We start from the raw sequence: 14,692 nt of genomic DNA, 5'->3' as shown, positions 1-14,692 counted from the left end.
GCGCTTGCGCTTTTGTCCTATGTACTTAATGTAGACGCTTTATTGCGAGAAAGAAGACATTGTTTGAACAACAGGATATAATGGATAAGTCTGCTCTTATTTCCTACGTTAGAGTTGAAGTTTTCATTTTGTTTTCGTAAAATGTTAAGAGGAGTTATTAGTACCTGTTGTTAAATTGTGATAAAAGGGGTGTCCCACTTTATGTTAAATGTACAGGAAATTAGAGAATTAATTAAATTGATCGATGAATCTTCCATTGATGAATTCGACTATGAATCAAATGGAACGAAGGTTTCCATGAAAAAACAGGCTGGAGAAGTAATCCAGGAAAAAACCATCGTAAGCGAACCTGCTGTCCGTCAGGAAACAGCGGCTCCTGCACCTGCAGCGGCTCCTGTCCAACCTCAGGAGCAGGTTAAAGAAGAACCTGCAAAAAACGAATCGAAAGAACAAGATGCCGGAGCATTCGATCACGAAATCGTTTCGCCTATGGTTGGAACATTTTATAGTTCGCCAGAACCAGAGAGCGATGCATATGTAAAAAAAGGCGATAAAGTAAACAAAGATACGGTCGTCTGTATCGTTGAAGCGATGAAACTTTTCAACGAAATTGAAGCGGATGTATCCGGTGAAATTGTCGAGATTCTTGTTGAAGACGGAGAACTCGTCGAGTATGGACAACCATTATTCAGAGTCAAGGCATAGTAAGGGGATGACAATGTGATTAAGAAAATATTGATTGCAAACAGAGGTGAAATTGCTGTTCGGGTCATTCGTGCATGTAAAGAACTGGGGATTGAAACAGTAGCAGTTTATTCAGAAGGTGATAAAGAGTCCCTACATGTACAGCTAGCAGACGAGGCTTACTGTATCGGTCCAATACTAAGCAAGGACAGCTATTTAAATTTCACAAATATCATGAGTGCAGCCACTTTAACCGAAGTGGATGCTATTCATCCGGGCTATGGTTTTTTGTCAGAGAATGCCGATTTCGCTGAAATTTGCAAGGCATGCAATATAACGTTCATCGGACCGAGTGCTTATGCTATTCAAAAAATGGGTACAAAAGATGTGGCACGAGAGACGATGAAAGCTGCCGGGGTTCCGATTGTTCCCGGTTCAGAAGGGATCATTGCCGATGAGGATGAAGGGCGGCGTGTAGCCAAAGAAATAGGCTATCCGGTAATCATTAAAGCTACTGCCGGAGGTGGCGGAAAAGGAATTCGCGTAGCGAAGACAGAAGAAGAATTGGTTAAAGGTATCCGAGTAACCCAGAAGGAAGCTGAAACGGCTTTTGGCAACCCTGGTGTTTATTTGGAAAAATACATTGAAGATTTCCGCCATGTGGAAATTCAAGTGTTGGCCGATAATCATGGCAATGCTGTACATGTCGGCGAGCGGGATTGTACCGTTCAGCGTCGTCTGCAAAAGCTGATCGAAGAATCGCCATCACCGGCGATTACACCAGAGATCAGGAAAAAAATGGGCGACGCGGCAGTCAAGGCAGCATTAGCAGTTGATTATTCAGGAGCTGGGACGATCGAGTTTATCTTTGATAAGAAAGAAGAAACGTTTTATTTTATGGAAATGAATACCCGTATTCAAGTAGAGCATCCGGTAACCGAAATGGTAAGCGGAATCGATTTGATCAAGGAACAAATCAATATTGCCAACGATCAGCCCTTGTCGTTCGTACAGGAAGATATCGAGTTTGAAGGCTGGTCGATTGAATGCAGAATCAATGCTGAAAATCCGTTTAAACAATTCATGCCTTCACCAGGAAAAATCGATATGTATCTTGCTCCAGGAGGTCTGGGCGTCAGAGTCGATTCCGGTGCATACCCGGGCTATAGCATTCCTCCCTATTATGATTCCATGATTGCTAAGTTAATCGTTCACGGAGCAGACAGGCAGGAAGCAATCAACAGAATGAGACGAGCGCTGGACGAATTTGTTATTGAGGGCGTTCATACAACTATTCCCTTCCATATTAGAATGATGGAACATCCACAATTTATTGATGGAGATTTTAATACGAAGTTTCTGGAGAAATATACTATAATGGAAGATGAATAGCATAAAAAAGGAGTGAACGGAATGGACGAAAACTCTTTATTGAATGTTAGTGAAGGCTCTGATCTGGGTAAAGTGGAAATCGCTCCGGAAGTAATCGAGGTTATTGCCGGCATCGCCACTACCGAGATACAGGGTGTTTATGCCATGCGCGGTAACTTCGCATCCGGGGTAGCAGAACGGTTCGGAAAAAAGTCGCACGGAAAAGGGATTAAAGTCGAACTCACTGATAAAGGTGTCCTGATCGATGTATTTGTCGTGCTTGACTATGGTTCGAGGATTCCGGAAGTGGCACAAAAGATCCAGACCAATATACGCCAGGCATTGAGGAATATGACTGCACTTGAAATTGATGAGATAAATATTCACATCGTCGGTGTCCAAATCGATCGTGATGAAACAGAAGAAGAAACAATCTAACTAGTAAAACAAGGCCAAGGAGCGACAGGTGCTTCCTGGTCTTGTTTTTAATTAGCCTGACGAATAGGAAAGCATGCTTGTATTTTTCGATGATTTCTGTGAAAATTATCTGGAAATGGCTTTGTATCCTGTAACATGTTATCATTTGAAACAGGTATTGCTTGAACAGCTGTTCAAAAAGAATCAGGACGAGCCAGTCTTTTTGAACAGGTATCTAAAGGAGAATGAAACGATGAAAAGACGAACAGCACGTGAAAAATCTTTCCAGATTCTTTTTCAGATGGATGTCAATGACATCCCCCCGAAAGAGGCAATCGAGCATGTGATGGATGGTCCGGCGGATGATGCTTTCTTAACAGACCTTGTATATGGTGTAATCGAACACAAACAAGAAATCGATGAGAAAATCGATGAAAACCTCGAAAACTGGACGTTCAACAGACTTGCTTCTGTAGAAAGAACCTTATTGAGAATCGCTGCTTATGAATTGTCCTATAAAGAGGATGTGCCAAGCAGCGTGGCGATAAATGAAGCGATAGAACTGGCCAACAGTTATGGAGACGAGAAATCGGGAAGATTCATCAATGGTGTTCTATCTAAGATGTTAAAATAGGGGGAAAGTAATATGGGAGCCGAAATTATTTATGGAAAAGAGTTAGCAGCCGATCTGCGACTGGAAATGAAAGAAGAGGTAAAGAAACTTGCGGAAAAAGGGATCATACCAGGTTTGACAGTCGTCCTGATAGGAGATGATCCGGCCTCCCAGTCCTACGTGAAAGGAAAACAAAAGGCATCCGACGAGGTCGGAGTTGATTCCAATCTCATTAAATTACCGGAAACCACTTCTCAGCAGGAATTGCTCAATCTGATAGACGATTTAAACACAGATGAAAATATTCACGGTATTCTTGTCCAACTGCCTCTTCCGGGTCATATCGAGGAACAAGCAGTAATCGAAGCGATCAGTCCGGAAAAAGATGTGGATGGTTTCCACCCAATTAACATCGGGCGGATGCTTACCGGAGAAGATACGTTCTATCCATGCACTCCTTTCGGTATTTTGACCATGTTAAAATCAAAAAACATTGAAATTGCAGGAAAACATGCTGTCGTAGTCGGGCGGAGTAATATTGTAGGAAAACCGGTCGGGCAATTGCTGTTGAATGAACATGCTACGGTGACGTATTGCCATTCGCGGACAAAGGACATGAAAAAGTACACCAAAGAGGCAGATATACTGATAGTGGCAGTTGGGAAACAACATTTCATCACGGCTGAAGATATTAAGCCTGGAGCAGTAGTCATTGATGTCGGAGTTAACCGGATGGAAAACGGCAAATTGACGGGAGACGTGGACTTTGAAGCAGCATCGGAAAAAGCGTCCTATATAACACCAGTCCCTAGAGGGGTCGGTCCGATGACGATTACGATGTTATTACATAATACGATTAAGTCGGCAAAAAGGCATCATCAGCTTTCTAGATGATGGAAGAAAATCCAGATATGCAGGTGTCCAGCGATGAATGATAGATATTTAACAGTAACCGCATTGACAAAATATATAAAACGGAAATTTGAAATGGACAGGCACTTAAAGGATGTTTGGTTGAAAGCCGAGATTTCCAACTTTAAGCATCATAGCAGAGGGCATATGTACCTAACCTTAAAAGATGACCATTCCAGAATCCAGGCAGTGATGTTCGCTGGAAATAACCGGTCCTTGAAATTTAAACCGGAAAATGGCATGAATGTCCTGGTAAAAGGGGAGTTGAGCGTTTACGAGCCGCAAGGCCAGTACCAGTTGTATATCTCCCAGATGGAGCCTGACGGAATCGGCGCCCTTTATCTTGCCTTCGAACAATTAAAAGAAAAGTTGAGCAAAGAAGGGCTGTTTGATCATTCCGTTAAACAATCCATTCCTGTTTATCCGAAAAAAATCGGAGTGATCACTTCTCCGACAGGTGCTGCCGTTCGCGATATTATGACTACCTTATCGAGACGCTATCCAATCGCAAAGTCTGTACTGTTTCCGGTGCTTGTGCAAGGAAGTCAGTCTGCTGCCTCCATCGTAAAGGCCATCGAAACAGCCAGCCGAATGGGAGACTTTGATGTTCTGATTGTTGGTCGCGGCGGCGGCTCGATAGAAGAGTTGTGGAGCTTTAATGAAGAAATTGTTGCCAGGGCCATACACGCTTCTACTGTACCCGTAATATCTGCCATAGGGCATGAAACCGACTTTACGATCAGTGATATGGTTGCTGACATGCGGGCGGCTACTCCGACAGCTGCTGCAGAGCTGGCAGTTCCTTCACAAGCGGAAATCAAAGAGCGAATTATTGCCCTCGATCGTTCAATGGATCGAGCGCTAAAAAGCAGATTAGCCAGTGCTAAAGAACGACTAGGCCAGTTGCAAAGAGCATACGCCTTTCGTTATCCTGCTCAATTATTACGGCAAAAAGAACAGGAGCTCGATAAATTCGTGGAGCGTCTTGGCAGAGGATTGTCTGCCAGACACAATAGCAAGCAAGACAGCCTTCGGGCTCTTCATAAACGGCTAATGCTAAAGCATCCGAAAACACAGACACAGCTGATGGGCCGTGAGCTTAACCAGCTGCGTCTACGGCTTGATCGAGCTTTTGCCAAAGAAGTACAAGCAAGGCAAAACCGATTCCAAAAAAATCTGGACAAATTATCTCTATTGAACCCATTAAATACGATGAAGCGTGGTTATTCCATCACTTATCAGCAAAACGGTGAAGTATTATCCTCTACCAAAAAAGTTCAACCGGGAGAACAAGTGACGGTTAAACTTTTTGATGGCTCGTTGGACTGCCAGGTATGGGGAATCGAGGAGGAGAAACAATGAGTGACCAAGAAATCAGCTTTGAAGAAGCAATGAAACAGCTGGAGGAAATTGTGGAGAAGCTTGAAGAAGGGGAAGTCCCGTTGGAAAAGGCGATCAATTATTATCAGGAAGGGATGAAGCTTTCCAAGCTATGTAGCGATAAGCTGTCGAATGTAGAAGAACAAATGGAGAAAATTGTTAATGAACAGGGCGAAACTGTTCCTTTCTCTATTCAGGAGGACGAATAGGGTGACCGAAAGTCTAGAAAAATATTTGAAGGAAAAACAACTCCAGATGGATGAAGCAATCGTTGGTTATATAAAAAAGCTGGAGGCACCGGAACGGCTTAAAGCGGCGATGAAATATTCAGCCGAAGCAGGCGGGAAAAGATTACGCCCGATTTTAATGGCTGCGAGCTGCGAGTCCTATGGCGGAGTCATAAAAACTGTCATACCTGCAGCTGCGGCCCTGGAGATGATTCATACCTATTCACTTATTCACGATGATCTGCCTGCGATGGATAATGATAATATACGACGGGGAAAACCGACCAATCATATACAGTTTGATGAAGCTACTGCCATCCTTGCTGGCGATGGACTTTTAACATACAGCTTCGAAATTATCGCTTCGGAATTGGCCGTTTCTGAGACGAAGAAAGTGGAATTAATCAGACAGTTAGCTGATGCAGCCGGGCCGAAAGGTATGGTTGCTGGACAAGTTCTCGATATGCAGGCTGAAGACAAAAAAGCAGACTTGGAACAACTGGAACAAATCCATACGTTGAAAACAGGAAGGCTACTCCGATTTGCAGTGACTGCCGGTGCAATGATCGGCGGGGCTACTACTGGTCAAATTGCCTCCCTTCAAGAGTATGCCTACTACCTCGGATTGATTTTTCAAGTGCAGGATGACATTCTCGATGTTCAGGGTGACCCCGAGTTGATCGGCAAGCCTGTAGGCAGCGATGAAACCAACTTGAAAAGCACCTATCCAAAGCTTCTCGGGCTGGATGGTGCGATACAGCAAAAAGAAATGTATATTCAAAAAGCGAAGCAAACTTTGAAGGAAGCAGGTGTAGAAAGCTCGGTACTAGTCGACATTACCGAGTACTTCGGCAACCGCGATCGTTGAATGACCTGATTGGTTTCCTTACTTTAGTGGTAGTTACTCTATGCCCGCTTTTTCTTAAATTGAGATTTTTTTTGATTTATGATAAAATATAATCAAATGGGAATGGTGCAGTATTCTAGTCGGTCCTCCGTTCCTGAAGGCGGGCCTAAAAATCCGCCAAAGGGCACATCGATGAAGTTCCTTGTGCTGGCTTGAGGCGCCCAGCCTTGGGTCAGTGCTGGGAGTTAAGGTAGCAGGGCGATCCACAAAGGCATGTGGGCGAGGACCCTGCTTCCGCGGAGGCCCATCTCTGTAGCGGCGGCTAAGCCTAGCAGCTGCTATGGAATGGGGTATGAACCTGCGCAATAGGGAAAGGGAATCTCTATTCGCAGCGTAGCCTGCCTTGAGTGGTCCTGAGGGGATAATGGCTATCGGCGTAATAGAAGCGGCCACTTTTATTATGTTATTTTGCCATTTGAAATCAGTGCTGCAAAAGAGGCTAGGGAACGGCTAAAGACTGTCGAGGAAATCTCCTAGACTGTTCCATTGGACATTTAAAAGGGATTATAGTGCGGACTAAGTGGTAATCCAGTCTAGCTTTTGGTGACAAAGCTAAGGTGGATTTAAAGGGGAACCGCCAGAATGGCAACATTCGGTATCCATCTGGGAAAACCTACTGGACCTAAGCCGCAGTTTTTACCTTTTAAATGACCATTCCTGATACATAACTTTAGAATCCGATTAATGAGGGTAACAATGAAATCACAACTACAAAAGTCGTTACGATTTAGTTTAAGTATTGCCGTTATCACATTCGTGTTAGCGGCTATTTTTTCAGTTATATCATCTTCCGTACTTAACGGTGTAGCATGGATTATAGGAATGTTAATCGTGTTGGTTATCGTGCTGATTGGTATATTTTTTGATATGCTGGGGATTGCAGCAACTGCTGCAGATGAAACGCCATTCCACGCAATGGCCTCGGAAAAGGTAAGCGGTTCCAAGCAAGCCTTGCTGATTGTTCGGAATGCAGATCGTTTTGCCAGTTTTTGCAATGACGTGATCGGAGATATTTCGGGAATCGTCAGTGGTACTGCTTCAGCAATTGTCGTGTTGCAGGTAGCTAACGGATTCGGTTATTCAGAAGGTTCCACCCTCCAAATTGTGATCAATGTGGTCTTAACCAGTTTTGTGGCTGCGTTGACTGTTGGCGGAAAAGCAATCGGCAAGTATTTTGCCATCCATGCCTCAACCGATATTATCTTTTTTGTGGGCAAGGTTGTCGCATTGATCGAGTCTAAATTCAATGTACAATTGCTTAAAAAAGGGTAGTAGTGGTAAGGAGAAGAAAATGTCAACAGAATCGTTAAACATACGTTTACTGAAGATATTTGTTATACTAAGGGAAAGTACAAATTGCGACATAAACTGGAATTCGCAAGCAAAAAGGAACCGGTAGGTATCATGCAAGTAATTACCGACCGGAAAATTATGGTGAAGGGGAGGAATCCCATCATGGATCTTACAGAAATAAAAGATCCTTCGTTTTTAAAAAATATGTCAAACGAAGAATTAGAGCAGTTTGCAGCAAAAATCCGGCAGTTTCTGATTGAGAAGTTATCCGTTACGGGAGGGCATCTTGGAGCGAATTTAGGTGTTGTGGAATTGACATTGGCGCTCCATAAACTTTTTCAGAGCCCGAAGGACAAATTTATATTTGATGTGGGACACCAGTCCTATATTCATAAAATCTTAACGGGACGTGCCGGTCAGTTTGATACGCTGCGTCAGTATAAAGGTTTATGCGGTTTTCCAAAAGTACGTGAGAGTGAGCATGATGTTTGGGAAACGGGCCACAGTTCTACCTCGCTATCTGCCGCGATGGGAATGACTATCGCGAGAGATTTGAAAAAAGAGGACAGTCATATTGTCCCAATTATCGGGGATGGAGCATTGACCGGAGGCATGGCCTTGGAAGCGCTGAATCATATCGGCCATGAAAAAAAAGACATCATCGTCATCCTGAATGATAACGAAATGTCGATTGCCAATAATGTCGGAGCCCTGCATAATGCATTAGGACGTATGAGAAGTGCAGGCAAATATAAACGGGTAAAAGATGAGATGGAGTGGCTGATGAAAAAAATACCGGCAGTCGGCGGTCGTCTTGCCCAAACTGCAGAACGAGTCAAGGATAGCATGAAATACTTTATGGTACCGGGGATGCTGTTTGAAGAATTCGGGTTCACCTACTATGGCCCTGTCGACGGCCACGATTTTTCTGCTTTGCAGGAAAATCTCCAATATGCCAAGAAAACCGGCGGTCCTGTCCTTGTTCATGTGATTACTCAAAAAGGAAAGGGATACCAGCCAGCAGAGACAGACATGAAAGACAGATGGCATGGAGTCGGTCCGTATAAAATCGATTCCGGGGAGAAAATAAAACCAGTAGATGCTCCACCGGCGTGGAGTGAAGTCGTCAGCAGTACGCTGCAAAAAAAAGCGCGGGAAGATGAGCGGTTGACGGTTATTACGCCTGCGATGATTCTGGGCTCGAAGCTGGAAAAGTTCCAAAAGGAGTTTCCTGAACGGCTCTTCGATGTCGGCATCGCCGAACAGCATGCTGCCACTATGTCAGCAGGGCTTGCCACCCAGGGGATGAAGCCATTTTTAGCAATTTATTCGACTTTCCTGCAGCGGGCATACGATCAGTTGGTTCATGATGTCTGCCGACAAAACCTCAATGTAATGTTCGGGATTGACCGGGCTGGACTCGTGGGAGCAGACGGAGAAACGCATCAGGGTGTCTTCGATATATCCTTTTTGCGGAGTATTCCCAATATGGTCGTGATGATGCCTAAAGACGAAAACGAATGCCAGCATATGGTCCATACTGCGGTTGAATACGATGATGGGCCGATTGCCGTCCGTTACCCGCGTGGTAATGGTCTAGGCGTTGCTATGGATGAAACGTTTCATTCGATAGAAATTGGCAGTTGGGAGATCTTGAAAGAGGGTAGTGATGCTGCTATCCTAACTTTCGGCACTACCATACCGATGGCGTTGCAGGCGAGCAAAGAATTGCAGGCAAAGGGTATATCTGTCAAAGTGATCAATGCACGCTTTATCAAACCGCTTGATGAACGGATGCTTCATGAGTTGATGTCCATGAACCTGCCGATACTGACGATCGAAGAGGCAGTATTAAAAGGTGGGTTTGGCAGTTCTGTATTGGAATTTGCTGAAGAGAACGATTACCAGAACCAGGCGATTCAACGGATGGGCATACCGGATCGATATATTGAACATGGTAAAGTTGACCAGTTATTAGAAGAAATCGGTTTGACGAAGGAACAAGCAATCCAACATATACAGCGCATGCTGCCAAGTAAACAGCAAAGGGCATGATCGATTTTGAGTAAAAAAACAAGGCTCGACACTCTGTTGGTGGACAGAGGGTTGATTGAAACGCGAGAGAAGGCGAAACGGTCGATAATGGCCGGATTAGTCTATTCAGAACAAACCCGACTGGACAAGCCGGGTATGAAAGTGGAAGAGGATATACCCCTAACCGTAAAGGGTAAGTTGTTTCCGTATGTAGGCAGAGGCGGATTGAAGTTAGAAAAAGCCATCAAGTATTTTGCCATCGACCTTCAAGGAAAAAAAGTGATCGATATTGGTTCGTCAACAGGCGGTTTTACCGATTGTGCATTGCAAAACGGTGCCGAGTTAAGCTATGCAGTAGATGTCGGCTATAACCAGCTTGATTGGAAACTGCGGAATGATGAAAGAGTAGAGGTAATGGAAAGGACCAATTTTCGATATGTAAAACCGGATATGCTGAAAAAAGGGACACCGGATTTTGCATCTATTGACGTTTCTTTCATTTCCTTAAAGCTGATACTGCCAGTGCTGGCAACACTGATCAAAGCCAAAGGAGAGGTAGTCGCTCTAATCAAACCGCAATTTGAAGCAGGTCGGGAACAGGTTGGTCGAAAAGGGATTGTCAGGGATGCAACTGTCCATCGCCAGGTTTTGGAGAATACACTCTCCTTTGCTGGGACAGAAGGATTTTCCGTTCAAGGGCTTACTTTCTCACCAATAACAGGTGGAGATGGAAACATCGAGTTTTTAGCCTATTTTGTTTATGAGGGACGAGAAGCAGGAAATAACCTGTCTGATGTCGAAGTGGACCTTGTAGTCAAGGAAGCGCACGAGACACATCAGAAGCAAGTATAAGCAGGGCTACATTTTCTGTAGCCCTTTTCCTTTGCCAATCTTTATACCAAGAGAATAGATTTTGTCAAAAGAAGGAGGGGTAAAATGACGAAAGGACAACGGCATATAAAAATTAGAGAATTAATAACCGATAACGATATTGAAACCCAGGATGAACTCGTCGAACAGCTGCGTGACTTAGGGTACAATGTCACTCAAGCTACTGTTTCCAGGGATATAAAAGAATTGCATCTTGTAAAAGTACCGACCGTAGATGGTCAGTATAAGTACAGCCTTCCTGCCGACCAGCGCTTCAATCCGCTGGAGAAACTTAGACGGTTGATCATGGATGCATTTGTCCGGATTGATACAGCTGGGTATTTTATTGTATTAAAAACCCTTCCTGGAAATGCGCAAGCACTTGGTGCACTGATCGATAACCTCGATTGGACGGAAATCATGGGGACGATATGTGGTGATGATACTTGCTTGATTATCTGTCGTACAGAAAAGGATACACAGAAAATCAAAAACAGACTGTTGGAAATGTTGTAACAGGTTTACTTTAAAAAAATGAGGTGGTTTTTACTTGTTAACTGAATTGTCTATCAAGGATTTCGCAATTATTGATGAAATATCGATTACATTCAATGAAGGCTTGACTGTGTTAACAGGCGAAACCGGGGCAGGCAAATCGATCATTATCGATGCCGTCCAATTATTGACTGGTGGTAGAGGGTCGGTAGAGTTTGTCAGGTATGGAGCTAAAAAAGCGGATATAGAGGGATTGTTCATTATTGATGATCTCCATCATCCTATATTTGAAAAAGGGCGCCATTTTGGAGTAGATATCAATGAAGACGGCATGATTGTCCTTCATCGTACGATTACAGCTAATGGAAAAAGTATTTGCAGGGTGAACGGCAAATTAGTCACGCTGGCGATATTGAAAGAATTCGGTAAAACGCTCATTGACATACACAGTCAGCATGAGACACAGTCTCTTATGGAAGTGGACAGGCATATTGAATTATTGGATCTATATGTCAGAGATGAACTGGAACAAGTAAAATCAGATTATCTCCGTTTGTTTGAAAAATTTCAGGCTTTAAGGAAGCGTTATCGCGAACTCAGCGAGAATGAACAGGAAATGGTTCAGCGGCTCGATTTGCTTGAATTTCAGTTAAAGGAAATTCAAGAGGCAGAATTGTCCCCCTTGGAAGATGAAACGTTAAGTGAAGAACGGGATAAGCTGAACAATTATGAAAAAATATATCAGGGAATTCATGATGCTTATAACGCGTTGTATGGAGAGCAGAAGGGGCTTGACTGGCTTTCGCTTGCATTGAACGGCTTGGAAAGTGCGAGTGAATATGATGAAGAAGCAGCTTCTAAAAAAGAAGAATTCTCGAATCACTATTATGTACTGGAGGAATTTACGTTTGATTTGCGTAATTTCCTCGATTCCATGGAATTTGATCCGGAACGGCTGAACGTGATAGAAAGCCGGTTAAATGAGATCAACCGTTTAAAAAAGAAATATGGCCAGACAGTAACGGAAATTTTAGAATACGCAGCGGAAGTCGAAGATGAGATTGATCAAATCACCAATCGCGAATCCCATTTATCCAAGCTGCAAAATCAAATTGCAGAACTTGGAGAAGATGCGCTTTTGGAAGCGAGGCATATGCATGATATCCGAAAAAAGGCAGCGGAAACCTTGTCTGATTCCATCCACAAAGAATTGAAGGATCTCTATTTAGAAAAAGCCGCATTCGGTGTCGATATACAAATGAGACGCGGAAAAGAAGGAGATCCACAGTTGGAAGGAATTCCTGTTAGTATGCAGGCCAATGGTTTCGACCTGGTGAAATTTTTGATCACTACCAATCCCGGAGAGCCACTAAAAGAAATCAATAAAGTTGCCTCAGGCGGAGAGCTATCCAGAATCATGTTAGCCCTGAAGAAAATTTTTTCTAAACACCAAGGGGTGACCAGTGTCATCTTTGACGAGGTTGATACCGGGGTAAGCGGAAGGGTCGCACAGGCGATAGCTGAAAAAATTCATGGGATTGCAACCGGTTCTCAGGTTTTATGTATTTCCCACCTCCCACAGGTTGCTTCGATGGCGGACACCCATCTTTTAATTGAAAAGCATGTGTCAGGTGAAAGGACAAGCACCTCTATGGTGGAACTAGATACGGAATCTTCCGTGGAAGAGATCAGCCGGATGATCACCGGAGCAGAAATGACGGAAACGACAAAGGAACATGCCAGAGAGTTGATAAAGCTTGCAGAAAAATTCAAAAAGGATCAAGAATGACCCTTGCCAATGGCAAGGGTTTTTTCTTTGGCTTTATTATATTATCCGCCTTTTCGCTTGATTAATTCCAAGCATTTAAGGAAATTATCGCCGCTATTTCTCATCTTTACAGTGTTTAAAAAAGAAGCTGTAAGGCCAAATTAGAACTACAGAAATAAAATTATTGATATGGGTTAGGAACGAGGAGAGTGAAGCATGAAACTTAGAGGATTTCGTAATGGCATAGGAATAACGCTCCTTGTTGCTTTCCTGTGTATTCCTTTTTTACCGGTTAAAGATTTTTTCATGATACCTGGTCATCTGACCACGTTTATGAACCAGGAAGGGATTCACATGCCGGCTCTCGGCACGCATGTATCGATGGCCAGCAGTGATGAAGAGGTTATAGAGGCAGCAGGTGAGGCTTCCTTTGCTGCCAAGGGAATGGGAACAGCAGATATTGTCTATGAACTAGCCGGATTGCCAATAAAAAAAGTGAATGTCGACGTTCTGGATGATTTCCGTATCATACCAGGTGGACAGTCAATCGGCGTTAATCTTCATACCCTTGGAGTTTTAGTAGTAGGTCATCATCAAATAACAACCAGTGAAGGGAAGGTTTCCCCTGGGGAAGAAGCGGATATACAGGTTGGCGACATCCTGTTAAAAATAAATGGAAAAGCAATAAAGAAAATATCGGAAGTGGCTCCTTTTGTAGAAAGCGCAGGAAATGATGGTGAATCGTTACAGGTGACAGTAAAGCGCGGTGAAAAAACCTTTGAGACCGAATTGACTCCTTATTTGGATGCCAAAGAAGATGATTACCGAATCGGTTTGTATATCAGGGATTCTGCCGCAGGAATCGGAACGATGACTTTTTATGACCCTGTATCGAAAAAATATGGAGCGTTGGGACATGTAATTTCCGACATGGACACCCGAAAACCGATTGAAATTCATAAAGGAACAATTGTCCGCTCCAACATTAAAGCGATTGAAAAAGGAGATAACGGGACACCTGGAGAAAAACGTGCCGAATTTTCGGCAAGCGAAAAGAAATTGGGCAACATCACGAAAAATACGCCCTTCGGTGTTTTTGGAAAGTTGGATGAAAAGATAAAGAATGGAAAAATAGATAAGGCAATGCCTATTGCGCTTTCTCACGAAGTGAAAGAAGGCCCGGCAAAAATACTGACAGTCGTCCATGGAGAAAAAGTGGAAGAATTCGATGTGGAAATTGTCAGTAGTGTACCGCAAAAATTCCCAGCCACCAAAGGGATGATTATTAAGATAACGGACAAGGAATTACTAAAGGAAACGGGTGGTATCGTTCAAGGAATGAGCGGTAGTCCAATAATCCAGGATGGAAAGGTAATCGGCGCAGTAACACATGTGTTTGTCAATGATCCGACTTCTGGTTACGGCGTGCACATTGAGTGGATGCTGAATGAAGCAGGTATTGATATTTATGGCAGTGAACAAAAAGCAGGCTGAATCCCAAATTAACTCTTATCTCTTACCAAGATAAGAGTTAATTTTTTTGGGTTAAAGTCTGCATAAGCTGGAAAATGTGCTACAATTAAGAAAATAAAATAAAGAATTTTCGACAAAAAGGCAATAAACCACGAACTTATTGTCGTAATTACAAGAATTATGAAGTATATAAAAGCTATTAAAAGAAAATAGAAAAAAATCCAATGTTTTTTCCTGAAAAGAAGGAA

The 14,692-nt window shown here is 43.3% G+C and carries 14 protein-coding genes; all 14 read left to right on the top strand.

Features of this window, described 5'->3' with window-relative positions:
• Nucleotides 1–201: 201 nt before the first annotated feature.
• The 14 genes from accB to spoIVB all read left to right on the top strand — a co-directional run bounded on the left by accB (nucleotide 202) and on the right by spoIVB (nucleotide 14,465).
• Nucleotides 202–705 (top strand): acetyl-CoA carboxylase biotin carboxyl carrier protein, encoded by a 504-nt coding sequence (gene accB, locus ERJ70_RS11150; protein ID WP_209364960.1) that lies wholly within the window; start codon nucleotides 202–204, stop codon nucleotides 703–705.
• Nucleotides 706–720: 15 nt separating this feature from the next.
• Entirely contained in the window at nucleotides 721–2,076 is a 1,356-nt protein-coding gene (gene accC, locus ERJ70_RS11145) for an acetyl-CoA carboxylase biotin carboxylase subunit (protein ID WP_209364959.1), read from the top strand.
• Nucleotides 2,077–2,097: 21 nt separating this feature from the next.
• The gene (locus ERJ70_RS11140) at nucleotides 2,098–2,493 is read left to right on the top strand and encodes an Asp23/Gls24 family envelope stress response protein (RefSeq protein ID WP_074596996.1); all 396 of its coding nucleotides are present in this window, start codon (nucleotides 2,098–2,100) and stop codon (nucleotides 2,491–2,493) included.
• Between the two features lie 232 nt (nucleotides 2,494–2,725).
• Entirely contained in the window at nucleotides 2,726–3,106 is a 381-nt protein-coding gene (nusB, locus tag ERJ70_RS11135; RefSeq protein ID WP_209364958.1) for a transcription antitermination factor NusB, read from the top strand.
• Nucleotides 3,107–3,118: 12 nt separating this feature from the next.
• Nucleotides 3,119–3,979: a bifunctional methylenetetrahydrofolate dehydrogenase/methenyltetrahydrofolate cyclohydrolase FolD gene (gene folD / locus ERJ70_RS11130; RefSeq protein ID WP_209364957.1), complete on the top strand. Its 861-nt coding sequence runs from the start codon at nucleotides 3,119–3,121 to the stop codon at nucleotides 3,977–3,979.
• A 33-nt stretch (nucleotides 3,980–4,012) separates the two neighbouring features.
• Entirely contained in the window at nucleotides 4,013–5,359 is a 1,347-nt protein-coding gene (xseA, locus tag ERJ70_RS11125) for an exodeoxyribonuclease VII large subunit (protein WP_209364956.1), read from the top strand.
• Nucleotides 5,356–5,586, top strand: a complete 231-nt coding sequence (locus tag ERJ70_RS11120) for an exodeoxyribonuclease VII small subunit (RefSeq protein ID WP_209364955.1) — start codon at nucleotides 5,356–5,358, stop codon at nucleotides 5,584–5,586. The genes xseA and ERJ70_RS11120 overlap by 4 nt, the downstream gene beginning before the upstream one ends.
• 1 nt (nucleotide 5,587) lies before the next feature.
• Nucleotides 5,588–6,472 carry a polyprenyl synthetase family protein gene (locus ERJ70_RS11115; protein WP_209364954.1) on the top strand — a complete coding sequence of 295 codons (885 nt, stop codon included), beginning with the start codon at nucleotides 5,588–5,590 and terminating at the stop codon, nucleotides 6,470–6,472.
• 735 nt (nucleotides 6,473–7,207) lie between these two features.
• Nucleotides 7,208–7,783, top strand: a complete 576-nt coding sequence (locus ERJ70_RS11110; RefSeq protein WP_209364953.1) for a hypothetical protein — start codon at nucleotides 7,208–7,210, stop codon at nucleotides 7,781–7,783.
• Between the two features lie 183 nt (nucleotides 7,784–7,966).
• Nucleotides 7,967–9,859, top strand: coding sequence for a 1-deoxy-D-xylulose-5-phosphate synthase (dxs, locus tag ERJ70_RS11105; RefSeq protein WP_209369322.1), 1,893 nt, complete (start codon nucleotides 7,967–7,969; stop codon nucleotides 9,857–9,859).
• Nucleotides 9,860–9,862: 3 nt separating this feature from the next.
• On the top strand, nucleotides 9,863–10,690 hold the full coding sequence (locus tag ERJ70_RS11100; protein WP_209369320.1) for a TlyA family RNA methyltransferase: 828 nt from the start codon (nucleotides 9,863–9,865) through the stop codon (nucleotides 10,688–10,690).
• A gap of 84 nt (nucleotides 10,691–10,774) precedes the next feature.
• Nucleotides 10,775–11,224, top strand: coding sequence for a transcriptional regulator AhrC/ArgR (gene ahrC / locus ERJ70_RS11095; protein WP_026569998.1), 450 nt, complete (start codon nucleotides 10,775–10,777; stop codon nucleotides 11,222–11,224).
• Between the two features lie 34 nt (nucleotides 11,225–11,258).
• The gene (gene recN, locus ERJ70_RS11090; RefSeq protein ID WP_209364952.1) at nucleotides 11,259–12,992 is read left to right on the top strand and encodes a DNA repair protein RecN; all 1,734 of its coding nucleotides are present in this window, start codon (nucleotides 11,259–11,261) and stop codon (nucleotides 12,990–12,992) included.
• A gap of 195 nt (nucleotides 12,993–13,187) precedes the next feature.
• Complete coding sequence (gene spoIVB / locus ERJ70_RS11085) at nucleotides 13,188–14,465, top strand: SpoIVB peptidase (protein ID WP_209364951.1); 1,278 nt, start codon at nucleotides 13,188–13,190, stop codon at nucleotides 14,463–14,465.
• Nucleotides 14,466–14,692: the final 227 nt, after the last annotated feature.

The sequence above is a fragment of the Sediminibacillus dalangtanensis genome (assembly GCF_017792025.1).
Lineage (GTDB): Bacteria > Bacillota > Bacilli > Bacillales > Amphibacillaceae > Sediminibacillus > Sediminibacillus dalangtanensis.
The sequence above is the reverse complement of the archived record's forward strand: the minus strand, read 5'-3'. Positions and strand labels throughout refer to the sequence as shown.